Raw genomic sequence first — 26,496 nt, 5'->3', positions numbered from 1 at the left:
GCCCGCACGAGCGGGCGGCGCCGCGTTCTTCAGCATGCCAGCGTCATGCATGCGCCGGTGTCTGCTTTGACGCCTCGCTGGGTGCTTCTATGGGCGCTGTTCCTTTCTGCACACGTACAGAGTGCGTGCCCGAGTCGTAGGTCATTGTGACCTTGTCGCCATCGCGCACGTCGCCTCGTAACAGCGCGTCGGCGAGTTGCGATTCGACTTCAAGACGAATCTTGCGTTTGAGCATCCGCGCGCCGAACTCGGGGTCATAGCCGATCTGCGCAAGATGATCGCGCAACCCATCGTCAAACGACAGATCCACGCCCTGGGCCAGCGCCGTACGCCGTACGCGCGCAAGTTGCAGATCTACGATGCTGCGAATCTGCTCCTTGCCGAGCGCGCGGAACACAACCACCTCGTCGACGCGGTTGAGAAACTCCGGCCTGAAATGATGCCGCAGGATTTCCATCAACCGGTCGCGCAGTTCAGGGTAGTCGAGCTGCTTCGAGTCGGCCTTCATGTTGTCCTGGATCAGCTGTGAGCCGATGTTGCTGGTCGCGATGATGATCGTGTTGGTGAAATCGACCAGACGTCCCTTGCCGTCGGTGAGCCTCCCTTCGTCGAACAGTTGCAGCAGGAGGTTGTGCACCTCCGAGTTCGCCTTTTCGATTTCGTCGAGCAGCACCACGCAATATGGCCTGCGCCGCACGCGCTCGGTGAGTTGCCCACCTTCTTCGTAGCCGACATATCCGGGTGGCGCGCCAACCAGCCGCGCCACTGTATGACGCTCGGAATACTCGCTCATGTCGATGCGCACCAGCGCGTTCTCGTCGCCGAACACCGAAGCGGCTAGCGCCTTCGCGAGTTCGGTTTTACCCACGCCCGTAGGCCCAAGAAAGAGGAAGCTCGCAGTCGGCTTGCCGGCCTCCGTCAGACCGGCGCGCGAAAGCCGCACCGCTTTGGCGACCGCAGAGACGGCTTCATCCTGGCCGACTACGCGTTCCTTCAGATGGTCTTCCAGTCGCAACAGCTTTTCACGGTCCTCGGCCGTGAGTTCAGATAACGGTACGCCCGTGAGCGACGAAACGATCTGCGCAATGTCTTCCGCCGTCACTTCCTGCGAACTGGTGCCGCGCTCTTTCTTCCATGTTTCTGTGGCTTCATGCAGGCGTTTTTGTTCCGCGACGAGCTGTTCTTCCAGTTCCTTGGCTTTATCGAATTCCTTGGCAGCGCTGGCCGCGTCCTGTTCCTGCTTGATGCGGCGGATGCTCGCCTCGACATCGTGCAATGGCTGCGGACGCGAATTCGACGAAATGCGCACGCGGGCGGCGGCCTGATCGAGCAAATCGATTGCCTTGTCTGGCAAAAAGCGTGCGGCAATGTAGCGGTCTGAGAGCTTTGCCGCGGCAGCAATCGCCTCTTCGGTGATTTTCACCTTGTGATGTGCTTCGAGCCGGTCGCGCAGGCCACGCAGAATATCGATCGTTTCCTCGACGCTAGGCTCAGGCACCATCACGGGCTGAAAGCGCCGCTCCAATGCCGAGTCCTTTTCGAGGTACTTCTGGTATTCGTTCAACGTGGTCGCACCCACGAGGTGCAGCTCTCCGCGAGCGAGCGCTGGCTTGAAGACATTGCCGATATCGAGGCCGCCTTCGCCGCCGCCCTGGCCGGCGCCGACAATCGTATGCAGTTCGTCGATGAACACAACCAGACGGTCCTGGTTCTCGATGATCTCATCCAGCACCTGCTTGACGCGTTCCTCGAACTCGCCACGATACTTCGCGCCTGCCACGACGCTATTGATATTCAGTTCTACCACGCGCTTGCCGCGCAGCACTTCCGGCACCTGGTCCTGAGCAATGCGTTGCGCGAGGCCTTCGACGATAGCGGTTTTGCCCACACCGGGTTCACCGATCAGCACCGGATTGTTCTTGCGCCGCCGCGCGAGCACTTCAATGGTGGTTTCGATTTCCTTGTCACGGCCGATCACTGGATCGAGCTTGCCTTGACGCGCAAGCGCGCTGAGATCGCGCGCGTACTTGTCGAGCGTGGGAGTGGTGGAGCGGTCTTCCATCTTGCCGTCTTCGGCACCCTTGCCGACCACCTTGACTGCTTTTTGCCGCAGCGATGGCGACGACAGCCCGAGCTTGCGCAGCAATTCACCTGCAAAGCCGTCCTCTTCCTCCACGAGCCCAATCAGAATGTGTTCTGGTCCGACATAGCTGTGACCCAGTTCCTGCGACGACTTCAACGCATTTTCCAGCGTACTTTTGGCGCGTGGCGACACGCCAATCTGCTCGTTGTCGCTCGGCTCCTTGCGGGTGCCGCGCGGCGCGGTCTGGTCGATGGTCTTCTTAATCTCTTCGGGATCAAGCTTGAATTCGCGCAGGATTTCCTGCACCACATTGTTATCGGCGAGCGCGAGCAACAGGTGTTCCGTATCGACTTCGTTCTTGCCATATTCGACCGCTGCTTGCGCCGCGGCTTGCAGTCGGTCCAGACCGCTCTGGCTTAGGTACGTCTGCAGGTCCACGGCTTCACGCGCGCGGCGATGTCGGCGTGTCCGGCCGCCTGGGTGCACGCCCGCTGAATCGCCCATTTGCCCGCTACCGGCGCCTGTACCCTGATCCGCTGCGCCGGATTGTCCGGGCGCGCGTCCGATGCGTGACCGGCTACTGCGGCCGCCTTCCATCTGTGGCCACATGTCGTCGAACAGACTGTCGAAGAGTCCGCCGTGAAAGAGGGACTCGAGCGGCGACAGGCGGCGCTGGTTGCGCGCCATGAACTCCATGTAGTGCTCATCACACAGCATCAGCTGACGGCGCTGACCGTTTTCGGTGATCGTGATCTGCGAGGTTGCGGGCTTTCCACAAACACTGCACTCGGCCATGATGATCTCCTTTTCGTCCGTGCGGGCGTCGCTTCCCGCGCGGGCAATGGGTGGGTGGAAAATATCTATTCCGCTGCTTATTCCGATGCCGCCGTGTTTGCGTGCCGGGCGCGCGCTGCACTCGAATCGAGGCAGTACAGTGGACGGCGCGTCGATTGATCCGTTCCCGCAGAGGCACATTGCCCACTTGCACTAGCAGTCTTGCGCGCAGCCTCGCGTTGGGTAACTGGCTCACCAGGCCGCCCGTGAGCGAGCGCACTTCAAGCTCGCTCGCTGCCTCCTCGGGTTCTTCGTCGCTGCCGCCCAGCGCGTCTTTGAGCTTGATGGTTTTGTCCGGTTGCCAGAATTCGAAAATCTGCTGATCGCCTCGTCGACTTCGTCTCGGTTCGAACTAGCGTGACGGCGCCGCGAGATTCAAGCGAAGCCCATCATCCTTCGTCGCGGCGGCCGCGCACTGCTTCGTCGTGCAGTACCAACAGCACAACGGGATGAAGCGGGCTCTCTTCCGGGGATATGCCGGGATGCTCGCGAACGCGCTGAAATGCGCTACATGTTCGGCTTCTTCCCCGCCGGCTCGCGTGGTGGTGGGCAGTACCAGCCCCAGATTCAGGCGATACGCGTCGCCGGTGTGCAGCGCTTCGTTTTCGACACCCAGCCGACTGCGGAAGCTGACGGGTTGGTTCACGATAGGCCTGACTGCGGAGTGCGGACTGTGTTATTTGATCTCGATGCGCCGCTTCGCTGCTGGTTCTCCGGCCGCTTTGGGGACGCGTAGCGTCAGCACGCCGTTTTCGAATCTGGCCTCTGCTCGATCGAGATCGACGCCCGCGGGCAGCGGAACCGCGCGCTGAAAGTGTCCAAACGATCGCTCGACCCGATAGCATCCCTGTTCTTCGCTCGTCGATTCGAAGCGCTTGTCGCCGCTGACGATCAGCATGTCGTCAATCACTTCGAGTTCGACGTCGTCGCGGGTCATGCCCGGCAATTCGGCGACGATACGCAGTGCGTCAGCTTCGTCCGTGACGTCGATCCGCGGTTGAAACTCGCTCGCGCTGAAGTCGCCGAACCAGCTTCCGAGTGGTCCACGGCCGCCGAACGGATCACGGATCAATTCGGCAAGCAGATGAATCGGATCGGGCAGCGGCCAACCGGCAGGCGCAAGTGCTACCGGCGCAGCAGCGGTTGCCATCGGTGCCCCGTTACCCGTTTGCGTGCCGCCAGTCTGTTGGCCATTTTGCCGCGCGCTTTGCTGACTGGTGTGCGGCGCACCGGCGTGGCCCGATGCGTTTTTTTGCGCGGGGTGCGAGCGTAAAAACCGGAACGGATTCCATTTGTCGAGATCGAGAGGCATGTGATTCTCCTTACGTGAGGTACGCCAGTGCCAGACCTGAGGCTGAACCACTGGAGATGACTGGCAGTCCATTCGACCTCCGGATGCGAGGGGCGCGGGGTTGGCCGCGGATTCGATCTTGTAACCTACGAGCGCCCGTGAGCGGTGCTTTACGGATGCAATGGCGCGTTTGGCTCGCCGGTCATGCCGTCGTGGTGCCAGGCACGCGCAGTGAGCCGAGTACGAACAGCAGCGCCCCCGTGAACAACGCATACACGCCGATCAGCCACGCGAGCGCTAGCGCGCCGGCGCCTATGCAGCCGCGTTGTTGCGATCAGATCGAATACGCCGGTGATAATCGCGTTTGCGCCGATGACGGCGACCAGCACGACCGTGGTAATGCGAGCATCCACCAAGCGCGTCCAAGCAGTTCATCCATGTGGGACTCCAGGCTGTACCGTCAGGTGATGAACTTCAGTCTAGGCTCCACGCATCTGCGATTCTTTCGCGTTTCTGCCATGCGTTTCGCGATTCTGCGTTCATTCAGGACGCGTACTGATTGGTATCCCAGGGGCACCAAAATAACCCCGGTCTATCGCCGTTTTTTTATAGCGGCTCACCGTGACGCGTCCTAACATGAACTTACGCCGCGCACGGTCTGGCATTAGCGTGATCATTGCTGGCCCCGTGTCGCACCTTCAACACCATACCGAAGGGAATCTCATGAAAAACAATCTGCTTGCATGGTTGTTCGTGTCGTCGCTCGCACTCTCTCCAGACTCGCACGCCCAAGTGGCCGGCGCCCAGCCGCTTGGTGTCAGCGTGGAAGAGTCGGCCGCGATCGTGGCAGGCTGGAGCGTGAGAAAGTCGATCATGGACAAGCCGGTCTTTAACGAGAAGGGTGAGCGTGTCGGCGTCATTCATGACATTATCGTGGCACCGGACCGGTCGGTATCGTTTGCAATCGTCGCCGCAAACCAGTTTTTGGGGGTGTCGCATCACGATGTGGCCATTCCGATCGAGCAGCTCGATTTCAACAATGGCAAACTGGTGCTTACCGGTGCGACGAAAGATGCGATCAAGGCGCTGCCCGAGTTTCAATACGCCAAGGTACGCGCGACACCTATGGCAAGGTCCGACTACAGCGAGCATCACTGACATATGTCTCGCATCGTCCGTGATCGACGCATTTCGCGCGCGGCACATTCGTTCCATAGGAAGTACGCCGATGAGTGCGCCGCCGCGTGACTATTCGTCGTGCCGCATGATCGCAGCCTGCTCTTCAGGCGACTTTCCTAACCAGCGCCGGTGCAACGCACGTTCAATGCTGCCGCCCACCGAGAGCAGCAGCAGGAGCAGGGTGGTGGCAATACCCGCAATCTGCCATGCGCCGATGCCGCACGCAATGCCGAGCGCGGCGGTGACCCAGATCGAAGCCGCCGTCGTCAAGCCGCTGATCCTGCCGGTGGCGCGGTTCTGCAGGATCACGCCGGCGCCGAGAAACCCGATGCCTGTAATGACGCCTTGGATGGCACGACCGGCGTCGGTGCCTTCGGTGAAACCGTGCAGTTCGAAGGACATACCGGCCATCGTGACGAGACAGGAGCCAAGCGCAACGAGGCCTAGCGTTTTGACGCCGGTTGGCTTGCCATGCAGGTTTCGATCGAGCCCGACAATACAACCCACCAGCACTGCTGCGACCATGCGCAAGATCGCCTCAAGCAATTGCACGTGTGAAATCATCGGCACCCCCGCCAAGGTTTGCTGGTAACGTTGCGCTCGGCGAGCGCGTGGCTGCTCACTACAGTCTAGCGTCGAGAGAAGCAAACTGATTGAGCGTCAAACGCCGCTCACGAGACCCTTTAGCCTAAAAACCGCGACTAGCCTCTTGAGTTCGCAGCGATTAGTTGCCGCTGGAGCGGTGTAGATGCGGTGATGCGCGCGCAGATCTAGCGCAGCATCTCGCGCCAGCGGTCGAACTTCGGGAACTGCTCCGCAAACGTGCGACGTTGATACCGTGGGGTGACTTGATAGTAAGCCGCTACAGCAAGAGGCTCAATTGGCCCGAAGTAGCGACTGCCTCGTCGAGCGCGATTTTCGGTATCAGTACACTTCAACCACTTATGAGAAGCCGGCGACGATGTTGTCGGGCAACGTATCCCGGCGTTCTGAAGTAGCGCCCCGACCGGCTCACATTTGAAAGGTCGCGGCTTCCAATAGGGATTCGACGGGGTTATTTCACATGCTTTATCGAGGTCGAATTCCTACATGCCAGTCTCGCGCAAACCAGAAGCAACGCCGGGCCCTCGTCCAACCATCGAAGAGACCATGCGCAGCGCTCTCGCGGCCTGCGTGTGGCAGATTCGTGTCATGGCCTCAGGCGACGCCGCGCTGTTGTATGCCAGTGCGTAAGGCAAATTTGATCGCGTGCGTTTCCGGATGCGGCAGGTTGAAGCTTTCGCCAAGAGTACGACAAAGCTTGTGATGCAGCGCCATTCCAACGTGCCCAGCACACAGCCGCATAGCCATGCACCGCAGAGACAATCACTGTGCGCTAACAGGCATCTAGGGCTCGTTCTTGATGCTGCGCAGTCCGGTCGCCAACGCAAGTATTCCGTCATCCATTTGTCAGCCATCAGTCATCAGCGATCGGCCATCAGGGACGTGACTGGATTGCCATCATGGGCATGCAACCCACAGCGCTGCATGCGCAGTGGCATCGAGGCCGCTCACGAACACAAGTCGGGCGGCAATTCAGGTGACAGCCCGGGTCGTGGATAAGCGTCTTCGGCAACACACGCAGGTCGCGTCCCATACCTTTCAGACCGTCCTCGGTCAGGCCATGGATCGGTGTCATCTCTGAGCCTGCATCGCTGGTCGGGATCGCGATGATCGGCAGGCTCCATTCGAGCGCGACGCCTTACCCAAGTTTATTTCGATCGATGTTTCCAGATCGCGGACGCGCGTGCGGTGCGCATGGCATGCCGCTTCGCGAACCTGACCGCTTTCGAACGCTCCGTAATACCCGGCGTAAGCGTCAGCTTGCAGAAAGCCTTCAGAAACGAAGAGTTGCTTTGAATCCAGGCCAATAGCGTGTCGAGCATCGCCTCAAGTTGCCCGGCAATATAGCTCAGCAGCACCTCCATCAACGATCATTGGCATTGCTTCTGCCCATATTACGAATCCGCCTTAAGCAGCCTTGAATTCGACGTAAGCTTAGGTATGCGACGAGACAAGGAGGAAACTTCTGCTCATCATGAAGCAAGAAACAAGATCGACCCCGGATCACGGATTACGGTGCCAAGCAATGAATGTCGCTTTCGCCGATGGCGGCCTGAATTCGATGCAGGGACTTCGCCTCGTTATACCGACAGGTAGCACTGTTGCGCGGGCTGCGGGCTGCGACGACCTCGGAATGGGTCACGTCATCCTAATAAGCGCACCATTTGTCGCAGTTATTCCGGCGGGGGCGCAATTGGCCACGGCCGCTGACAACGATCCCACGGGATGGGTTATCGCGCTCAAACCGGGCGTACTTGGGCAAGTCTCGCAAGAAGCGTTTGACGCGGTCCCGAAATGGTCCAGGTCTTGCGATCCGTTCCTACGCGAGGCCGCAGACACATTGGCTGCTTTGCATCATGCGGATCTCATCGACGCTGCCTGCACAGACGCTTTTGCAGATGTCATCTCGATGCACATCGTTCTCCGCTATGGGCACTGTGCTGGTGTGATCGAGCCGGACATGCCTGTTACGCGTCAAATGCTGACTCGCATTCAAGCCTTCGTTCATGAGCACATAGCCGAACCCATTTTGGTCGAGCAACTCGCAGTGCTGGTGCACATGAGTGCATCAAACTTTGCGCGCGGTTTCAAAACGGCGACGGGTAACCCGCCCCATCGGTACGTGACACTCGAACGGGTGAAATTTGCCAGGACGATGTTGTGCGAGGAGACCTTTCCCTTGGTTGACGTTGCCGCGCGCGCGGGGTTTCAGACCCAGCAGCATTTCACCGAAGTGTTTCATCGGTACACCGGTGTGACGCCACGCGCATTCCGACTTGCCCATCGGAACGTCGGTAGCTGATTCATCTGGCGAAATTGCGAGCAAAACAATGACCGCGAAACTTGCGCGCTCGCGATCAGGCCAGAGCGACACGAGTATCTCGAAGTGGATACTGCCCCGGGGGTTGATCAGAACAATAATTCCACACCTTGACCTTGCCCCGTTTGACGATGCACCGTGTGACCGCAGGATCGTGTCATATCTGGGCAGAAACCGGAAAGAAGCGCACGCGGGTCATGGCTAGACTGGACGGAAACCGGGATCCTGTCGATGTGATTGACGCCGACGCTTCGAAGCGGCTATTTCGGGCCCGCTCAAAAACATGAGGAGGGAATTTATGCCTGATACGGAAATCGCGCCCGGGGAAGCCGTGCCCCACGACGAGCAAATCCCGCTGCGCAGGCTCTTCGAACCCGTAAAGGTGGGACCGCACAACCTGCGTCATCGTGTCGTGATGGCGCCGCTGACGCGTTCGCGCGCGAGCCGACCAGGCAACATACCGTCGCAGCTCAACGCCTGCTATTACGCGCAGCGCGCAGCGGCCGCGCTCATTATCAGCGAGGCGACGCAGGTGTCGATGCAAGGACAGGGCTACGCATGGACGCCTGGGATTCATAGTCGCGAGCAGGTCCAAGGCTGGCGGCTCGTGACGGACACCGTGCACGAGGCGGGCGGGTTGATGTTCATGCAGCTATGGCACGTCGGACGTATATCGCACCCCTCGTTGCAGCCCGATGAAATGCTGCCCGTTGCGCCGTCTGCGGTCCAGCCGAAAGCGGAGGCGTTCATCGAGAACGAGCGCGGCGAAGGCGTCGTCACGCCCTGCGTCACGCCTCGCGCGCTGCAGGGCGAAGAGATGCCGTATCTCGTGCGCCAATACCTCAGGGGTGCGCGCAACGCAAAGGCTGCCGGTATGGACGGTGTCGAAGTGCACGGAGCAAACGGGTATCTACTCGACCAGTTTCTGTTGTCCGGCACAAACCGCCGCACGGACGAATACGGCGGGTCGAGCGAGCGTCGGGCCAAGCTGCTGTTCGAGGTGATCGAAACGGTTTGCGAAGTGTGGGGGCCGGAAAAGGTCGGCGTACGGCTCTCTCCTCTCGGCACCTTCAACGACATGCATGACGACGATCCCGAGACGATCTTTTCTTACGTCATCGAGAAGCTCAACCGCTACGGGCTGGCTTATTTGCACATCGTCAATCCCGCGCTGGCGGCGACCGGTGAGGATGTCGCTTTCACGGAGCGCGCGAAACGCATGAACGAGATGATACGCCGCACTTATCGCGGTGTGCTGATGGTCGCGGGCGGATTCGACGCCAGCAGTGCGGAAAGATGGCTTGAGGACGGCAATGCGGACCTGATCGCGTTCGGACGCTTGTTCATCGCCAATCCCGACCTGCCGGAACGCTTCCGATCGCACGCTCCGCTCAATTTGCCCGATCCGTCCACGTTCTACGGAGGCGGCGAGCGCGGGTATACAGACTATCCGTCGCTCGCGCAGGAGCGCGGGGAGGCCCCACGGTCCGTCATCGATGGGCGTTGGAGATAGACTGGCGTTGACCGGCGAGCTCGCTGGCGTCACACGACGATTTGCGATGGCCGCCGAGTAGGCGACCGATCACGCTGAGAGGCTCACCATGGCTGTCACTACCTGGGTTGTCGTTGCGGACGGCAGCCGTGCACGAATCTTCGAGGCACCGGGACTTAAACTGGACTTGTGGCAAATCGAAGACCTCGTCAATGTCGTCCCAAGTGCACCGGCGATGACCGAGAAGGATCGCGAAAAATTCGCGAAAACCGTCGCCGACCACGTCGAACAGGGACGGCTTCATCAACGGTATCAGCGATTACGATTCGTGTGGAGCCGAAGTTTCTCGGGATGCTGCGCGAACGTCTGAGCGAGGAGACGAGTCAGATGATCTTCGAAGAGATCAACGAAGATCTCTCGGCCCTCGATGCGCGCGAAATTCAAGCGCAGCTGCGAAGGCGTTGACGGCTATCTGTCCGGTCGGAGACGAGAGCGTGCAAAGTTGGGGAGGCTCCCAAGGTGGGCTTCTTGTGCTTCCGGTAGCGGCATCGGTTTCGTCTGGAGTCGGCTGATCGGTCTCGCAATGGTGGGAGCAAGCCAAGCAGTTGACCATCGAAGCACGGTGGCCGACGCAGACAATGATACGGTTGAGGGAAGGTGACGGAGCTCTGGCTGTCATTGAGCGCCCTGACTGCTGTCTTGCCGACCTGGACCTGACTCTCGCGGAAGGGCGGGTGCTGCTGGCAGGGGAGCAGGCCGAGCTCATTTCGAAACAGGTGCAGTCGTGGCTCTCAGGCTAGACCCATTGGCGGAGCCGCGGTGCGGCCTTCAACCGCAAGGACAGTCGCTCGACGGTGCTGCGCACCGTCTACGGCAAAGTGACGGTAAAGAGTCCGAGGCTGCGGTCGTGTGCTTGCCAGCGGACTGCGCGGACACCGTTGCATAACATTGTTGCTCGCCCGGTCTATCGGTCGGCCGTCTGGTCCCCGCCGTCGGCGGCAAGCGCTACGCAAACCGCCAGAAACGAAATTCCACAAAACCCCCAAGCAACTTTGTGCAAGCAAGCGGGTTTCTTGCATCTAACTATGTAGGGTTCCAATGTTTTATACATAAATTAAAATATCGAACATTTATATGCATTCCTTATCATCTGACTTTGTATTTTGAGAATGCAACAAGGTTGGTCAGCTACCTTGCGCTGCGTCTCACGTCTCTCACTAGGAAAAGTAGACTCGCAAAGCATGATTTTGCAAGTTCGACGCATGCCCTCGAACTTCGCGCAGGTGAGATGCGCGGTATGTCAGCGAGGACCGTGGTCAACTATGGCCGAGCCGTGTTTTGTACTCATCTCAGTGCATGCAGGTAGCATCGGGGCGCAGGCGAGAAACCGTTGCTGTTAGCGAATAACCAGTCTGTAGCGTCCAGGAACACCGCGATCGACAGACGAATGTAGACCACCCCCGTATCAGCGTCCTGCGCACAGGGAAAGACGCCGCGTGGTAATGGTTGGTTTTCCGTGATAATCGCGAGTTATCACGGCTAACGCAGTATGAGTGCTATCGGCCATCTTGGGACGTTTGGGGTTCGTTTGCGAACGACCGCTAGACGATCGGTGACAGACGCTCGGACCGGGCAAATGAGAGAAGACGGCTAGTCACGAATTTACCCAACCGCTGCGTTGGCCGCTCCACCAGTAGATACAAGGCATACGCCGCTACGATGGAAAAAGTACAGAGGGTGACAAGCTTTCCGATCCCGCCCGTCAGCCGAAAGAGCGAACCCAGCACCGGCATGACACCGATATATTGATGCAGCGGCTCATGAATGATATACAGGCTGAAAGAGATGCGACCCAAGAAAGCGAATAGGTCGCTCGGCCCACGGATTAAGGGCTCTATCTTGGACAGCGATCCATCGAAATCAGTGCATAAGTACAGGCTAAAAATCGCAAAAGCGGCAAATCCCTTTCTGCTCAAACCATGTCCCATTGCATAGCCGGAAAAGAAATGCGAGAAGAAATACGCGGCTAAGAGAAGATAAACCCCGGTGCGAAACTTTGAATTGATATCGAGCCAAGTTTTTCTGAAATTAGCATACAAATACGCTAGCAAGATTCCTAGCAAAAATTCGAGAAACAGCGGGTCGCTCAATTGGCTGATCAGTTGTGCCGGAATCGGCAGGTTTTCGGCATAAATCGGTGCCATGTAGGGGTCGAAGTTCAACGAAGAGTGCCCCAGTTTTTGTAGCCCGAATACACAGCCGATCAACACCGCAGCAGCAGCCAGTCCGCGGTGTGACTTAGACAGCAACATGCCTACGGCAAACATTACGTAAAACCAAAGTTCATAGCTCAATGTCCAGGCTGGCGACAAAATATTGTAGCCAAAAAATGGCGGATCGTTGTTTGCCAACGGGATGAATAGCATGCTGAGCATATAGGTATGCTTATCAAGGCAACTATTGGCGAAAAACAATATGGTTATAAGTAGCCAGGCCAACGGAATTACGCGGAAGGCACGCTTGACCAGAAAAGGCACGACAAGCTGATTTTTCCTGTCTTGAGTTGTGGTGTACATCACAAAGCCCGAGAGGATAAAAAAGATATCCACCCCGATGCGGCCATTTTCGAACAAAATATTTCCGATGTGCGGTATGACATCGTTCAGCAACTCGCGATAGTGATATAGCATGACGAGCAGAGCGCTAACACCGCGTAGACAATCCAATGACTCAATATGGCTTGCACCTGCAAGGTGACCCTGCCCTCGAATTTCCACCTCTAACTCAAGCGAATTCATGCTGTACAAATATCCTTTTATTACTTTATGGCGTCTCGCCGATGCTTCTGGTAAATCGCTGAAGGCGCCGAAGGGGAATAATGTCAGGCGGAATCAGAAAAATGCGATGGTTTGCATATGGGTTTCGGAATGCAGTCTCTCCGTGCTCAGGGTATATGGCTGTCTCCATTGACGTAGTGATGGTTGTCACACAGGTAACGTAATGCTGTAGCGAATTGTTGAGGCCACCGTCAGCTACATCAGCGCGCTGGTGGCGCCGAAGGGCTGCTTTGGGGCGCGGCGCCGACGTTTGCAAAAACTAACTGGGGGGCAGGAGCGGGTCGATAACGCCTGTTCGATTGCTCTGAAACCGGCCGTTCAGAAACTATCATGTGGCGGGAGTTTCCAATTGCGAGTGAATCGGGATGAGGATCTTGGCGTGTACCTCCGGAGCCTGAAGGGACGCAAAGTCCATTTTGCCAAGCCGTTGCAAGCCTTCCGCTGACTCGACGCCCGGCTGCGCACACCGGGGACATGAATTCCGAAGAAACGGTGGAGACACCCCCGCTCAAGACGCTGGAGCGCGCGTTTCGACACGGTGCCGACGTGCTCGGACTCGAAGGCAGCGAGTGGCTTGGAGCCGACAATCTCACAACTGCGGCTGCGAAGCTGACGCTCTACTGGCAAACGACGTGCTAGCACATTCTAATCCGCTGCGCGAATCGCGCGAGTTCCCCCAATGCGATGCTTCGCGATGATTGAATGGCAGAACAGCGCATTTGAGGATGTCGATGCAAGATTGCCTATGAAATGGACTTGATCGCCTTGACTCAAGCTCGAGACGCTCGTCGGCGCGTGGTTGCGGAGTATCTTCCTGTCCAGCGGGTACTGCGTTTCGCTCACCACGGTTGCAACACGCGTCGTATGCTTTGTGATCAGAGGCACGACCGCAGTTAGATCGTGGCTGCTGCAGGGCTTTGCCAGGATCGCGTTGGAAAGTGGCTGACGGTATCGACGACGGTATCCCAGCAGAAGTCGTATTCGGATGCCCACTGTTCGTGATGTTTGAACGAAAGCGCACGTTGAATCTCCGATGCAGTCTGTCTAAAGCTAGGAACTGCCGGCTGGAATTTTCGGTATGGCTGACGGTATCGTTGCTATCCGACTGGGTGGAAAGGCCGTCTTCACAAGGGTCCCGGTCACCGATTGACGATTGAGTGGGAATGACCCACGACTGGAGTAAGGGACGCAACGATCGCGTCCCTAAGTCGGACGGTCTTTCTTTTCCGTTGACCCGCCCCAGCACTTCCTGGCCGAGTCGCAGCGTGTAGGCCCACGCTGTTCGGCGTGGTTTCGTATGGGCGAAAGCCGCCGTCTAAAGACACCTCCACTGGATGGGTTGATGAGAACGACGTGAGACACGCGTTGCTCCCAGCGGTGTTGTGACCTGCCGATGGGAACATGGTGTCGGTGATTCAACCGATATCGACGTTCAAGGCGATGTCGAAGGTTCCGGCGCCGTTTTGAGCCAGGCCGATGAGCATCAGGCCGAGCGATTCGAGCGTCGAGGCCATGTGCAGGCCGCCGACATCGAACGGACGCAGCCCGAGACTCTCAAGGAAGGTCGAGACGCGCGCCTTGGTCGTCGGATCGTCAGCGGCGATGAACGCGTCGAGGCGTCCATTCCGAGCAAGTACAGGGCCGAAGAGGGTGTTGAACGCCTTCACGACATGCGCGCCGGCGGAGGCGGCCTTGGCGATCTCCTGCGCACCAGAACTGCCGTGGGGTGTGACAAGGTCCGTGAGGTTGGGAGAGACCGGGTTGGTGATGTCGATGATCACCTTGCCGTCGAGCGCGTCCCCGAACTCGGTCACCACCGCCGCCGCACTGCCGTACGGCACGGCGAGGATGACAATGTCGCCCGTCGGCGCGACGCCGTACGTCCCTGTGGTCGCTCCGGCTGCGAGCTTGTCGGCCAGCGCCCGCGCCTTGGCGGGGTCGCGGCTGACCACCTCGACGGTGTGTCCAGCCTTGGCGGTACGGCCGCCGATCGCTGCAGCCATGCCTCCTGCTCCGATGATGCTGATAGTGCTCATACGTAGTTTCCTTGAGTTGGCGTCTTGCTTGTAGTCTCTAAACGGGGCATCCGCCGGTTGATATTCCTTGTGTGCCGAGCCGCGTGCGTCATCCCTCAAGCCATCCCCGGGTCGACAGCGTCTTTGCACGGATAAATAACCGTGTCGCGACATTTCTGTCCGTCGGGCTCATTGCAACTCGGCTCCTGGCTCAGCTCAATTCAGAGGGCAGGGAAGTAGTGGCCGTTGTCGAGGTCCTCGAGCAGGCCGGGCTGAGCAGGCTCCCAGCCGAGGGTCTGGCGGGTGATTGTTTCGCCTGGCGCTGGAGAAGGGTCCGGCCGGCAAAAGTTGGCATGGAATTGAGGGCGAGGGCATTGGGTTCCGCGAGATCGCCGAGGCCATTGGCACTCCGCCGCCGCTGCCTTGAGTCCATCGAGGTCGGAGATATCCCCGCGACGCACCTTGGCGCCTAGCGCGGACACCGCCGCCGCGGACTTGTCCGACCTGGCTACGCCAGTTACCTCGTGGCCGGCGGCGATGAGTTCGGGGATGATGTACGAACCGATATGACCGGTCCCGCCAGTGACGAAAACGTGCATGTTATTGCTCCTTGTCGGCGATGTGATGAGAGAAGCGGTGGTACCGGAGCACTCAGCCGAGAAGGCTAACGCCGATTGAGAAGCTGGTGTGCTTGACGGAGTGGATGAGGAGGCCCAGCGACAGCAGGCAGGCGTGCTCCAGCGTCCTCGCCATGCGCAGCGGCCCGGTATCCATAGTGCGCAGTCCGAGGCTCTTGACGAACGCCGAGACGCGTACCTTCGCCTGCGCGTCGTCCCCAGCGATGAACACGTCCAACGGGTGGCCCCCGGCGGGACCAGCAGCCAGGACGTGGGAGAACTGGGTGTTGAACGCCTTGACGACTATCGCATCGGCTGGGGCGGCCTTGGCGATCTCCTGCGCGCCGAAACTGTCGCCGGGGGTCACAAAGCTCGCGTGATCGGAGGCGACGGGATTCGTGATGTCGACAAGATGCTTGCCTGCCAGCTTTTCGCCGTACTGCTTTACCACGTCAAGAACGACGGAGTAGGGAACCGCCAGGATGACCACCTCCCCGGCCGGGGCGGCGCCGAACGTCCCTGTGGTCGCTCCGGCTCCGACCTGCTCGGCGAGAGTTCGCGCCCTGGTGGCGTCGCGACTCATCACCTCGACGGTGTGTCCGGCCTTGGCGGCAAGGCCACCGATCGCTGCGGCCATGCCGCCTGCGCCGATGATGCTGATAGTGCTCATGTGCCGTCTCCTGGTGAGTTGGGTAGTGCTCGTAACCAACAGCAACCATCCTATTCAACTTACTTGCAAAAAACAAGTAAACACGAGATTTTACTTGCACTATGCAAGCGATGTTAAGATCTGACCATGAAGACGACATCTAAAGAAGCCCTTCGGTCGCATTGCGCAGTGAACTACGGCGTGGAGATCTTCGGCGACCGGTGGTCGCTCTTGATCGTTCGCGACATCGTTTTCGTTGGCAAGAAGACGTATGGCGAGTTCCTGAAATCGGAAGAGGGAATCGCGACCAATGTCCTTGCTACCCGCCTCGCGTTTCTTGAGGAGCAAGGAATTCTGTCGAGGGCACCCAACCCCGACGACAGGCGAAAGGACTTCTACACGCTGACCGAGAAGGGCCTGGACCTCATTCCCGTCGTGCTGAACATAGTCCTTTGGAGCGCGAAGCACGATTCGAAATCGTACGTGCGGCGCTTAAAGGAATTCGTTGCTCGATTAAGTCAAAGCCCCTTACAGGTGAGCGAAGAGGTGAAGGAACTGGTCCGCAATGGCGGATGTATGTTTCCTGAGAGCAAGGAATGAGTAAGACCGCAAGCGCGCCCTGTTACGTTGCACGAACGATATGCACACACCACGATATCTACCAACCAGCATCGCATCGATCTATCGTTGAAAAGATATAACTCAGAGCGTATAGCGAACGGCGGTTAGACCGCTAAAAGCGGTCGTCTGGTCGATAGTACGCATTCGCCGAAGGCATTCGCGGTCGTTCGCCGTTGCTTTTAGCGAACAGCCGACTATCTGTAGCAATGGTCGCGTATCGCGTCGCCGACGAAAGAATGACCATCTCCCCACTTTTCCGTCAACTGATGTATTTCTTCCTGCATCCGGGCGATCGGAAATCTATGCCGTGACCTGCTACAAAAGCTGCGGCTACTCGTTGGCGTTATCCATACCCGGTAACCGCGTGTTAGCGTTTTGTTGAGCCTCGGACGCTCACGAATTAGCCTCAACGCTTCTCTCAACCGTTGCGGAACAGGAAGCTATAGCCGTTCAACGCTGGCACGCCGCCCAGGTGTGCATAGAGAACCTTCGACCCAGCGGGAAATTCACCGAGTCGTACCTTGTCGATCATGCCTTGCATCGACTTGCCTTCGTAGACGGGATCGGTCAGCATCCCCTCCAGTTTTGCGCACAGGCGGATGGCTTCCATCGTCCCGTCGTTAGGCAGGCCGTACTCGGGGCCGCCGTAGCGCTCATCGAGGACGATATCCTTCGCGACGATGTCGCGACCCAGTTCCACCTGCTCGGCCGTTTGTTTGGCAATCCGGAGTATCTGGTCACGTGTCTTTCCGGGCTTGGCCGACGCATCGATGCCGATCACCCTGTCGGCGCGGCCATCTTCGGCAAAGCCCACCACCATGCCCGCCTGGGTGCTGCCGGTCACCGAGCACACGACGATGTAATCGAACTTGAAGCCGAGAGTCGCTTCCTGCTGGCGGACTTCCTCTGCAAAGCCCACAAAACCGAGACCGCCTAGCGGATGGTCCGAGCACCCTGCTGGAATCGCGTAAGGTTTGCCGCCTGCCGCACGCACGCTTTCCAGCGCGTCTTCCCAGCTTTTGCGAAAGCCGATATCGAAACCGTCGGACACGAGCCGCACATCTGCGCCCATGATGCGCGACATCTGGATGTTACCCACGCGGTCGTACACCGCGTCCGAGTAGTTCACCCAGTTTTCCTGCACGAGTACGCACTTCATGCCGAGGTGCGCTGCGACGGCTGCAACCTGGCGCGTTTGATTGGACTGTATCCCACCGATCGACACTAGCGTATCGCAGCCTTGCGCCAACGCTTCCGGAATCAGGTATTCGAGCTTGCGTGTCTTGTTGCCGCCGAACGCCAGGCCGCTGTTGCAGTCTTCGCGCTTCGCATACAGATCGACTTTGCCGCCCAGGTGCTGACTCAGGCGCCGCAGGGGCTGGATGGGTGTGGGACCGAAGGTTAGCGAATGGCGCGGGAATTTCTTGAGGTTCATGTGAGGATCCGGTGATGTAAAGAGTCCCAGCACCCCGTTACCCTGAGCGGTCGATTCGCTTTGGGATTGTGGCCGATGCTGCGATGAAGAGTATGGTAAGAAAATATTGAAGAAATGAGGTTGCGAAAGTAGTGGAGAATTTTGGTTTTATGTAGGTCAATGGTACTTTTGACCTTTATTTACTTCGTCTGGAACCCCATGCCCGCAAGAAAATTTCGTACGCCTGCGCCGGACTCCCGCCCTTCAAGCCCGGAGATCGATCGCGTCGATCGGGCCATCCTGCGTCAATTGCAGCGCGATGCGTCGATCTCGAACGTGGCGCTTGCGGCCAAGGTAAATCTCAGCGCGCCGGCCTGTTTGCGGCGGGTTGAACGGCTCAAGGAAATGGGCCTGATACGCGGCATCGTGGCGCTGCTGAACGCGAAAGCACTCGAAGCCGGCATGCTGGTGATGATCGGCGTGGTACTCGACCGGTCGACACCCGATTCCTTTGCCGATTTCGAAAAGGCTGCGCAGAAGGTGTCAGGATGTATGGAGTGTCACGTCGTGACGGGGGAGTTCGATTACTTCATGCTGGTGCGCACGAGAGACAGCGATAGCTTTAACCGCTTGCATGCCGAGCAATTGCTCTATCTGCCAGGGGTGCGGCAGATCCGCAGCTTTGTGGTGCTCAAGGAGATTCTTTCGACCACGAGCCTCCCTGTTTAACACCGCCCGTGACGTTTATGGACAGGCGCGCACTCACTGCCAGTCGGTCGCGACATCATCCGGATCGACCAGCGTCAGTCCTGCAGCCGGCAAGGGCAGCGCTGTCTTGTAGCGTACCTGTTTGAGCGCAAAGCTGGAGCGGATGTTGGAGACACCCGGTATTTTCGTCAGATGTTCGAGGATGAAGCGCTCGAGCGTCGGCATGTCCGGCATCACTACGCGCAAGAGATAGTCGGCATCGCCCGTCATCAGATAACACTCCATGACCTCCGGCCGTTCCGAGATGGCCTGCTCAAAGCGCTGCAGCGCGTCTTCCACCTGCTTTTCGAGGCTGACCTGAATAAACACGTTGATCCGCAGTCCCAATGGCTCGGGATTGAGCAACGTCACCTGCTGCTTGAACAGGCCGAGCTTCTCGAGGGCGCGCACCCGGTTGAAGCAAGGCGTAGGCGACAGGTTGACCGCGCGCGCCAACTCGGAATTGGTGATGCGGGCGTTCCGCTGCAACTGGCTGAGGATCCCGATATCGATGCGATCAAGCCGTTTCGGCGGCGTTGTCATAGATGAAAGATTCCGGAAATGGAGGTGTATGCAGAATAAATACACTATCAAGCCAGGGAATGACAAGTAAATGAGAGGCATATTTTGCAGGTTGATGGTTACTATGGAGTTCATCGCTTTTGAACCGGGTGTCCTCGCGGGAGTGGTGCCATGACGGATTTATCGAGCGGAGCATTGCGGTTGGGCGCTCTTGATCACGGTCCGGGAGACAGTGATCCGGAGGAAACAACCGAGTGGCTGGAGGCGTTCGATGCGGTCGTGTCGCACGTCGGCCGTGAGCGCGCGCAGTTCCTGTTCGACCGGCTCGCGGCACATGCTCAGTCACTGGGCGTCAATTCGAGCGGCGCGCGGATCACGCCGTACGTCAACACCATCAGCTTCGACGAGCAGCCGCGCTATCCGGGTGATCTAGAACTGGAGGAGCGGCTCGCTGCGGCACTGCGCTGGAACGCGCTGGCCATGGTGGTGCGAGCTAACAAGGCGTACGGAGAGCTCGGCGGACACATTGCAAGCTATGCTTCGGCGGCAGATCTGTTTGAGGTGGGTTTCAATCATTTCTTCCGGGCAGCTGCGCCGGACGCTGGCGAGGGTACGGGTGGCGACCTCGTCTACTTTCAGCCGCACTCGTCGCCGGGTGTGTATGCGCGAGCCTATCTCGAAGGATTCCTGAACGAAGAGAATCTGCAGCACTACCGGCGCGAAATCGCGGGACCGGGTTTGTGTTCGTATCCGCATCCGTGGCTGATGCCTGACTTCTGGCAGTTTCCGACCGGCTCCATGGGTATTGGACCGATCAACTCGATTTACCAGGCGCGCTTCATGCGCTACCTGCAAAATCGCGGGCTCGCGCAAACGGATGGCCGCAAGGTGTGGGGCTTTTTCGGCGACGGAGAAATGGATGAGCCGGAGTCGATCGGCGCGTTGTCGCTCGCCGCGCGCGAAGGGCTCGACAATCTCGTGTTCGTGATCAACTGCAATCTGCAGCGGCTCGACGGTCCAGTGCGCAGCAACGGCCGCATCATCGACGAACTAGAAGCGCATTTCAGCGGCGCCGGCTGGAACGTGATCAAGGTGGTGTGGGGTTCGGACTGGGATGAGCTGTTTGCGCGTGATCGCACCGGTGCCTTAGCGCAAGCCTTCGCACAAACGGTGGACGGCCAGTTCCAGACGTTTTCGGCGAATGACGGCGCGTATAACCGCGAGCGCTTTTTCGGCCAGAACGCCGAACTGGCAGCGCTTGCCGCGCAACTGAGCGACGCTGCGATCGACCGTCTGCGCCGCGGCGGCCACGACGTGCGCAAGCTGCATGCGGCCTACGCCAAAGCACTGGCGCATCGCGGCCAGCCCACGGTGATCCTTGCGAAAACCATGAAGGGTTTTGGCATGGGCACGTCGGGGCAGGGCAGGATGACGACCCACCAGCAGAAGAAGCTCGACTTTGACGACCTGAAGGCATTCCGCGATCGCTTTCGTTTACCGCTTTCGGACGAGGACGTCGAGCAGGTCAAGTTTTACAAGCCAGCAGAAAACGGACCGGAAATGCAGTACCTGCATGCACGCCGGGCTGCCTTGGGAGGCTATCTGCCCAGAAGGCGGAGAGTCGCATCGAAGGGGCTAACCGTTCCTTCGCTGCAGACCTGGGGGCAATTCGCAATGGACGCTAACGGACGGGAGATGTCCACGACGATGGCGCTGGTGCGCATGCTTACCGCACTATTGAAGGACGGAGCAATAGGTCAGCGGGTAGTGCCGATCGTCGCCGATGAAGCGCGCACGTTCGGCATGGCGAACATGTTCCGGCAGGTTGGAATCTATTCTCCACTCGGGCAGTTGTATGAGCCCGAAGACCTTGGATCGATGCTGTACTACCGTGAAGATATTAAAGGACAGATTCTCGAAGAAGGAATCTCGGAGGCGGGTGCCGTGTCGTCGTGGATCGCGGCGGCGACTTCCTATAGCGTGCATAACCTGCCGATGCTGCCGTTTTACATTTATTACTCGATGTTCGGCTTCCAGCGGATCGGCGACATTATCTGGGCTGCCGCTGATCAACGCGCACGCGGGTTCCTGATCGGTGCCACGTCGGGCAAAACCACGCTCGGTGGCGAAGGCTTGCAACATCAGGACGGCACGAGCCATCTCGCAGCATCCACGATTCCAAATTGTCGTGCCTACGACCCAGCGTTCGCGTATGAAGTGGCGGCGATCGTCGACGAGGGTATGCGGGAGATGGTCGAGCAGCAGCACGACGTGTTTTACTACGTCACTGTGATGAACGAGAACCAGGCGCAGCCATCTGCGCCGCAGGGGGGTGACGAGGTATTACGCGAAGGAATCCTGAAGGGTATCCATCGCCTGCCAGGTGCATTGAACGATGCCGCCAGCGTGCAGCTACTGGGTGCGGGTGCGATCCTCGGCGAGGTGCTGGCAGCACAGCAAATGCTAAAGGACGACTGGGACGTCGATGCGGCAGTGTGGAGTGTGACGAGCTTCACGGAACTGCAGCGTGACGGCATGGCCTGCGAGCGGATCGAACGGCTTGGTGAGACGGCAAGCGTCCCTTACGTGAGCGCTGCGCTCGGCACATCGCGCGGTCCGGTGATCGCCGCGACCGACTATGTCAGGGCGGTCCCGGAACTGATTCGCGCGTTCGTGCCGCGTCGTTATGTGACGCTCGGTACCGACGGATTCGGGCGCAGCGACACACGCGGTGCGCTGCGTGAGTTCTTCGAAGTAGACCGCGGCTCGATCGTCATCGCGGCACTGAAGGCGCTGGCCGACGAGAAGACGCTCGACCAGGGCATCGTGGCGCAGGCGCGGCAGCGTTATAGCAAGAGCGTCGGCGACGCGGTCGCACCGTGGCAGAAGTAACGCTTCGATCTGATTTCTTCGGCAACGCGGGCAAATCAGCTGCAAGCCTCACGGCGCCACGCTACACGCTGCGTACGGCTTCGCGAGACGTCGTTCTCTGCGTAACGCTTCTGCGTTATCGAGAGCGCGCGCTGGTCCAGCGCGACCGCCGCGGTCAGAATATCTCGACGTAGCGCTTCCGCATCGTAGACGACAGGTGCATCGTCCACTTCGCGCTCGGCGGCGAGGACGGCTCGTTTTTAGACGACGGCGATCCTTTTGTTGCGCTTCGCATAGGTTCAAGTCCCGCTGAGGCGCCGATTCCTCGAAGATTGCCACCGCGATCGAAGGGGCGCCAGCAAACTGTTTGGACGCCTAGTTGGCGGGACTCGGAAACTGAAATCCGTCGCTTTCAACCTTCAAGCCAAAGTTCCCCAACACAACTTCCGAGCACATCTCCCGCGCGCAGCATCCTTACCTAGGTCATGATGGCTAGTGCAAGGCGACTCCGAAAGCACTCGTTATCACGATTCAAGTGCAATCGCTTTTCCTAAACTGATTGTTGAGCCACCCCCGACTGCGAAAATGCAATCCACGCCAATTGAAAGAGCATAGTCACGCGCCTGCCAGGCAATTTCAATGGGCACATGCATCGCGGCTTTCGGGAAAGTTCCAGCGCTCTGATCTCCAAGACAGGCAGCGACATCAGCGGCAAGCGCCATTTGCTCCGGAGTACAGAGGATGAGCGCAGGCGTTACACCCAACTCCAAAAACTCCTGGTAAAGCCGGCCCAAGCTACCGACACCGAAAACCACACGCCCAGGTAGCGCCCGATTTCGAAGAGTTCAATGTCACCGACGCAGTCATCGAGCGAATGTCCAAAGCGGCCATTGTTACTGCATGCGAGTAGTAAAATGTTGAAAATTTCTACGCGATACACGCATTTCGATTTCAGTGTCATCCAGCCAGGATTGACTTGCGCCATCGCGGCGGCAAAAGCAAGGACTTCCCTTTTCGACTCGGGTGCTTTTGCGGGCTACGGGTCCATAACATGGCTTCTGTCATGGGCAATCCCTGCGTGAAGTTGATGATCATGAAGCGCGAGTGTGCCGGATCCGGTATCAGGTGCAAGCGATGCGGCAGGATGAAGGCAACCGCGCCAGCAGGAAATGGTTTGCACACTCCGCTAATGTGCTGCTCGGTGTCTCCACCGAGGTTCATCTGTATCTGAGAGTATTCGTGCTTGTGCGGCTCCTCGATCGCGGGCCTTGAGGCCTGATCGCGGATATAGAAATCGAGCCGATCGCTTCGCTCGGGCATCGCGTAAGTGCGTGATGCAGCCTGCGACGCCCCCATCGATTCGTGCTCCCACATGCGGTGATCAACACCCATTCTCGTCGTCCATGAATACGCAAGTGGCGGTCGCTTTGGGCATGTGCCACACGTCCTGACCATACGCCGCACACACCTCGCTTGGTGATATTGTCGACTGCGCGACTTATATCAGACCAGTTGATAGTGTCTCGTGTCACAAAGAAATACCTGAACTGGAAAGTTCTCTTCGTTACCGATCGCTTCTTTTCCGAGGTTCGGAGTGGGAGTGCCATTGGCGTAAGGCAGTGGTCGTTTAGGGGTTTTTCGAAAATTTCGACTCGAACGGCTGCATGGCTTATCCGTTGCCGACCGTCGCACTTAACGCGATGGACAGCTTATGGCTTGCGAGCCGCTTTCTTTTTTTGAGCGTAAATCAAAGCTCCTGTCTCGACAGGTATGAACGGCGCCTGGAAATGGTCGATCAGAAAATCAATGAATGCCCGGGCGCGCCGCTGTCTGGTTTCGCTGGCTGGGGTAGTCAACAAACAGGTCGGCGGACGGCAGTAGAGTATCCGGCAGCACAAGTTTAAACCGACCGCTCTGAGCGTACTTCACGAGGTCCCACTCGGAACGAATCAATATTCCATGGCCGTCAAGCGCCCACCGCAGCACGATGTCTCCATCGTTGCTCGAAAGTGAGCCTTTGACCTTCAGGGCTTGGGTATGGTCACCTTGTATGTATCGCCAGACGCCATAGGCATCATCATTCTGGCGATGAATGATGCAACGGTGACGAGCGCCATTGTCGCTGGCGATATCGGATTTGATGATCCCAGCGCCTTTCATCGTGCGTTCCGTCACTGGACGGGTAGCACACCCGGAACCTGCCGTCTGCCTCTCCAGACCAGGTGAAAACCGCCGATGGGCGAGCGTCCACAAGGTCGATATCGATGAATCGATACGTTCGCGATGGCCAGATTTGTCACTATTTGGGCCGGATTGGATAGCGCGGGAACGAGATACTCCGGTAGGATCACCAGGCATCGTCACTGTCCGGCCGTTTCCCTCGGATTCAAGCTCGCGGCAGTGATCAATTGACCGTTTTAGTGGAAGATCGATCATGAGTTACATCGCCCCCATCAAAGACATGCTCTTCGTGCTCAAGGAATTGGGTGCCATTGACGATGTCGCGAAGCTGCCTGGCTTTGAAGAAGCGGGACTCGAAACCGCGGAGGCCGTGCTGGAGCAGTCGGCCAAATTGTGCGGCGAAGTGCTGGCGCCGCTGAACGTCGAGGGCGATCGCAATCCGAGCAGCTGGAAAGATGGTGTGGTCACCGCGACACCAGGGTTCAAGGAGGCGTTCCGCCAGTTCGCCGAAGGCGGCTGGCAAGGCGTGCAGCATCCGGTGGATTACGAAGGGCAGGGCCTGCCAAAGTTGATCGCGACGGCGTGCATCGAAATGCTCAACGCGTCGAATCTGTCCTTCGCGCTGTGCCCGTTGCTGACGGACGGCGCGATCGAAGCGCTGCTCACCGCCGGCACCGAAGCGCAAAAACAAACCTACGTGCCCAAACTGATTTCCGGCGAGTGGACCGGCACGATGAACCTGACTGAGCCGCAGGCCGGCTCCGATCTCGCGCTGGTGCGCACGCGCGCCGAGCCGCAAGGTGATGGTTCGTTCAAGCTGTTCGGCACGAAGATTTTCATCACGTGGGGCGAGCACGACATGGCGAAGAACATCGCCCATCTCGTCTTGGCGCGCACGCCGAATGCACCCGAAGGCGTGAAGGGCATTTCGCTCTTCATCGTGCCGAAGTTTCTCGTCAATGAAGACGGCTCGCTCGGCGAGCGTAACGACGTGCATTGCGTCTCGATCGAACACAAGCTCGGCATCAAGGCGAGCCCAACCGCAGTTCTGCAATTCGGCGACCACGGCGGCGCGAACGGTCATCTGATCGGCGAAGAAAACCGCGGCCTCGAGTACATGTTCATCATGATGAACGCCGCGCGTTTCGCAGTGGGCATGCAGGGCGTCGGCGTGTCGGATCGCGCGTATCAGAAGGCGGTTGCGTATGCCAAAGACCGCGTGCAAAGCCGTCCGGTGGATGGCTCCGCGAAGCAGTCGGTCGCGATCATCCAGCATCCGGACGTGCGCCGCATGCTCGCGACGATGCGCGGCCTCACCGAAGCATCGCGCGCGCTGGCTTATGTTGCCGCGGCGCATTGTGATATCGCGCATTGTCATCCGGACGCAGCGAAGCGCGCCGAACATCAGGCGATTTACGAATTCCTCGTGCCGATCGTGAAGGGTTGGAGCACGGAGCTCTCGATCGACGTCACGAGCCTCGGTGTGCAGGTGCATGGCGGCATGGGTTTCATCGAGGAAACGGGCGCGGCGCAGTACTACCGCGATGCACGCATTCTGCCGATCTACGAAGGCACGACCGCGATTCAGGCCAATGACCTGATCGGCCGTAAGACCCTGCGCGATGGCGGTAAGGTGGCGAAGTCGCTGCTCGCCGGCATCGCGGAAACGATTGAAGCGCTCGACGCGCAACAGGGGCCGGCCTTTGATTCGATGAAGAAGTATCTGGCGCTGGGCCATGACGCGTTGAGTGCGGCGGTCGATTTTGTCGTCGCCAATGCTAAGGGTGATCCGAATGCGGTGTTCGCCGGCGGCGTGCCCTATGTGAAGCTCGCGGGCATCGTGCTTGGCGGCTGGCAGATGGCGCGTGCGTTGCTCGTAGCGGCGCAGAAGCGCGATGACGACCCTTCGTTCTACGGCGCCAAGATCGCGACCGCGCAGTTCTACGCGGAGCATGTGTTGCCGCTGGCGTCCGCGCTCGAGGCGTCGATTGTCAGCGCGAAGGGCGCTGAGAGTGTGTTGGCGCTGTCGGACGATCAGTTCTAATGGGAGGCCACGAATTATGACCCCCGCAAGTCTCATTGAGCAGTACGGCCCGCGCGAGTCGATGGAATACGACGTGGTGATCGTCGGCGGCGGCCCGGCTGGCCTGTCCGCGGCGATCCGCCTGAAGCAGCTGGCGCAGGACAAAGGCGTCGAAATCGGCGTCTGCGTGCTGGAAA

At 58.8% G+C, this 26,496-nt stretch carries 22 protein-coding genes and 5 pseudogenes; 11 read left to right on the top strand and 16 right to left on the bottom strand.

Annotated features, from left to right (window positions below; genetic code table 11):
* Positions 1-43: 43 nt before the first annotated feature.
* The 3 genes from WCA85_RS22205 to WCA85_RS22195 all read right to left on the bottom strand — a co-directional run bounded on the left by WCA85_RS22205 (position 44) and on the right by WCA85_RS22195 (position 4,229).
* Positions 44-2,878, bottom strand: a complete 2,835-nt coding sequence (locus WCA85_RS22205) for an AAA family ATPase (RefSeq protein WP_424067015.1) — start codon at positions 2,876-2,878, stop codon at positions 44-46.
* Positions 2,879-3,269: 391 nt separating this feature from the next.
* Positions 3,270-3,563, bottom strand: coding sequence for a hypothetical protein (locus tag WCA85_RS22200; protein WP_424067014.1), 294 nt, complete (start codon positions 3,561-3,563; stop codon positions 3,270-3,272).
* Between the two features lie 30 nt (positions 3,564-3,593).
* Entirely contained in the window at positions 3,594-4,229 is a 636-nt protein-coding gene (locus WCA85_RS22195) for an Hsp20/alpha crystallin family protein (RefSeq protein WP_424067013.1), read from the bottom strand.
* 702 nt (positions 4,230-4,931) lie between these two features.
* Here WCA85_RS22195 and WCA85_RS22190 point away from each other — a divergent pair.
* A complete protein-coding gene (locus WCA85_RS22190; RefSeq protein ID WP_424067012.1) occupies positions 4,932-5,366 on the top strand; it encodes a PRC-barrel domain-containing protein in 435 nt (144 codons plus the stop codon).
* 90 nt (positions 5,367-5,456) lie between these two features.
* Here WCA85_RS22190 and WCA85_RS22185 read toward each other — a convergent pair whose 3' ends face one another.
* Positions 5,457-5,951 carry an MgtC/SapB family protein gene (locus WCA85_RS22185; RefSeq protein WP_424067011.1) on the bottom strand — a complete coding sequence of 165 codons (495 nt, stop codon included), beginning with the start codon at positions 5,949-5,951 and terminating at the stop codon, positions 5,457-5,459.
* Positions 5,952-7,157: 1,206 nt separating this feature from the next.
* Positions 7,158-7,262 (bottom strand): annotated as a pseudogene (locus tag WCA85_RS22180) (IS66 family transposase); the annotation flags it as partial.
* Between the two features lie 253 nt (positions 7,263-7,515).
* On the opposite strand from WCA85_RS22180, the gene WCA85_RS22175 reads away from it, so the two are divergent.
* Both WCA85_RS22175 and WCA85_RS22170 read left to right on the top strand, forming a co-directional pair.
* A complete protein-coding gene (locus WCA85_RS22175; protein WP_424067010.1) occupies positions 7,516-8,292 on the top strand; it encodes a helix-turn-helix domain-containing protein in 777 nt (258 codons plus the stop codon).
* A gap of 316 nt (positions 8,293-8,608) precedes the next feature.
* On the top strand, positions 8,609-9,823 hold the full coding sequence (locus WCA85_RS22170) for an alkene reductase (protein WP_424067009.1): 1,215 nt from the start codon (positions 8,609-8,611) through the stop codon (positions 9,821-9,823).
* On the opposite strand, the gene WCA85_RS22165 is transcribed toward WCA85_RS22170, so the two are convergent.
* Positions 9,801-10,106 (bottom strand): hypothetical protein, encoded by a 306-nt coding sequence (locus tag WCA85_RS22165; protein ID WP_424067008.1) that lies wholly within the window; start codon positions 10,104-10,106, stop codon positions 9,801-9,803. The two genes, WCA85_RS22170 and WCA85_RS22165, sit on opposite strands and share 23 nt — an antisense overlap.
* A gap of 47 nt (positions 10,107-10,153) precedes the next feature.
* Here WCA85_RS22165 and WCA85_RS22160 point away from each other — a divergent pair, with 47 nt between their 5' ends.
* A complete protein-coding gene (locus tag WCA85_RS22160) occupies positions 10,154-10,267 on the top strand; it encodes a hypothetical protein (protein WP_424067007.1) in 114 nt (37 codons plus the stop codon).
* A gap of 1,136 nt (positions 10,268-11,403) precedes the next feature.
* Here WCA85_RS22160 and WCA85_RS22155 read toward each other — a convergent pair.
* Positions 11,404-12,600, bottom strand: coding sequence for an acyltransferase family protein (locus WCA85_RS22155; RefSeq protein WP_424067006.1), 1,197 nt, complete (start codon positions 12,598-12,600; stop codon positions 11,404-11,406).
* A 513-nt stretch (positions 12,601-13,113) separates the two neighbouring features.
* Between WCA85_RS22155 and WCA85_RS22150 the strand changes: the two genes are divergently transcribed.
* Positions 13,114-13,278: a hypothetical protein gene (locus WCA85_RS22150; RefSeq protein WP_424067005.1), complete on the top strand. Its 165-nt coding sequence runs from the start codon at positions 13,114-13,116 to the stop codon at positions 13,276-13,278.
* 776 nt (positions 13,279-14,054) lie between these two features.
* On the opposite strand, the gene WCA85_RS22145 is transcribed toward WCA85_RS22150, so the two are convergent.
* From WCA85_RS22145 to WCA85_RS22135, 3 genes and pseudogenes are all read right to left on the bottom strand, one after another.
* Positions 14,055-14,675 (bottom strand): NADPH-dependent F420 reductase, encoded by a 621-nt coding sequence (locus WCA85_RS22145; RefSeq protein ID WP_424067004.1) that lies wholly within the window; start codon positions 14,673-14,675, stop codon positions 14,055-14,057.
* A gap of 386 nt (positions 14,676-15,061) precedes the next feature.
* A pseudogene (locus WCA85_RS22140) lies at positions 15,062-15,253 on the bottom strand (NAD(P)H-binding protein); the annotation flags it as partial.
* Between the two features lie 52 nt (positions 15,254-15,305).
* Positions 15,306-15,941, bottom strand: a complete 636-nt coding sequence (locus WCA85_RS22135) for an NADPH-dependent F420 reductase (protein ID WP_424067003.1) — start codon at positions 15,939-15,941, stop codon at positions 15,306-15,308.
* A 126-nt stretch (positions 15,942-16,067) separates the two neighbouring features.
* Here WCA85_RS22135 and WCA85_RS22130 point away from each other — a divergent pair, with 126 nt between their 5' ends.
* Positions 16,068-16,520, top strand: coding sequence for a winged helix-turn-helix transcriptional regulator (locus WCA85_RS22130; protein WP_424067002.1), 453 nt, complete (start codon positions 16,068-16,070; stop codon positions 16,518-16,520).
* 439 nt (positions 16,521-16,959) lie between these two features.
* Here the strand turns inward: WCA85_RS22130 and WCA85_RS22125 are convergent, their stop codons facing one another.
* Complete coding sequence (locus WCA85_RS22125) at positions 16,960-17,976, bottom strand: 1-aminocyclopropane-1-carboxylate deaminase (RefSeq protein ID WP_424067001.1); 1,017 nt, start codon at positions 17,974-17,976, stop codon at positions 16,960-16,962.
* Positions 17,977-18,174: 198 nt separating this feature from the next.
* Between WCA85_RS22125 and WCA85_RS22120 the strand changes: the two genes are divergently transcribed.
* Positions 18,175-18,684 carry an Lrp/AsnC family transcriptional regulator gene (locus WCA85_RS22120; protein WP_424067000.1) on the top strand — a complete coding sequence of 170 codons (510 nt, stop codon included), beginning with the start codon at positions 18,175-18,177 and terminating at the stop codon, positions 18,682-18,684.
* Between the two features lie 33 nt (positions 18,685-18,717).
* On the opposite strand, the gene WCA85_RS22115 is transcribed toward WCA85_RS22120, so the two are convergent.
* Entirely contained in the window at positions 18,718-19,245 is a 528-nt protein-coding gene (locus WCA85_RS22115; protein ID WP_424067016.1) for an Lrp/AsnC family transcriptional regulator, read from the bottom strand.
* A 150-nt stretch (positions 19,246-19,395) separates the two neighbouring features.
* On the opposite strand from WCA85_RS22115, the gene mdeB reads away from it, so the two are divergent.
* Entirely contained in the window at positions 19,396-22,116 is a 2,721-nt protein-coding gene (mdeB, locus tag WCA85_RS22110) for an alpha-ketoglutarate dehydrogenase (RefSeq protein ID WP_424066999.1), read from the top strand.
* A 35-nt stretch (positions 22,117-22,151) separates the two neighbouring features.
* Here mdeB and WCA85_RS22105 read toward each other — a convergent pair whose 3' ends face one another.
* From WCA85_RS22105 to WCA85_RS22090, 4 genes and pseudogenes are all read right to left on the bottom strand, one after another.
* Positions 22,152-22,325: a hypothetical protein gene (locus WCA85_RS22105; protein ID WP_424066998.1), complete on the bottom strand. Its 174-nt coding sequence runs from the start codon at positions 22,323-22,325 to the stop codon at positions 22,152-22,154.
* 294 nt (positions 22,326-22,619) lie between these two features.
* Entirely contained in the window at positions 22,620-22,910 is a 291-nt protein-coding gene (locus tag WCA85_RS22100; RefSeq protein ID WP_424066997.1) for an iron-containing alcohol dehydrogenase, read from the bottom strand.
* Positions 22,911-23,169: 259 nt separating this feature from the next.
* A pseudogene (locus WCA85_RS22095) lies at positions 23,170-23,451 on the bottom strand (AraC family transcriptional regulator); the annotation flags it as partial.
* A 353-nt stretch (positions 23,452-23,804) separates the two neighbouring features.
* Positions 23,805-24,207, bottom strand: a pseudogene (locus WCA85_RS22090) (LysR substrate-binding domain-containing protein); the annotation flags it as partial.
* Between WCA85_RS22090 and WCA85_RS22085 the strand changes: the two are divergent.
* The 3 genes and pseudogenes from WCA85_RS22085 to WCA85_RS22075 form a co-directional block, all read left to right on the top strand.
* Positions 24,169-24,321: pseudogene (locus WCA85_RS22085) on the top strand (AraC family transcriptional regulator); the annotation flags it as partial. The pseudogenes WCA85_RS22090 and WCA85_RS22085 sit on opposite strands and share 39 nt — an antisense overlap.
* Positions 24,322-24,529: 208 nt before the next feature.
* Positions 24,530-26,320: an acyl-CoA dehydrogenase gene (locus WCA85_RS22080; RefSeq protein WP_424066996.1), complete on the top strand. Its 1,791-nt coding sequence runs from the start codon at positions 24,530-24,532 to the stop codon at positions 26,318-26,320.
* Positions 26,229-26,496: FAD-binding protein (locus tag WCA85_RS22075; protein WP_424066995.1), on the top strand; the 268-nt coding region annotated here is incomplete at its 3' end. The genes WCA85_RS22080 and WCA85_RS22075, both read left to right, overlap by 92 nt.

Source organism: Paraburkholderia sp., from assembly GCF_049581445.1.
Lineage (GTDB): Bacteria > Pseudomonadota > Gammaproteobacteria > Burkholderiales > Burkholderiaceae > Paraburkholderia.
This window is presented reverse-complemented; position numbering and strand designations above follow the sequence as displayed.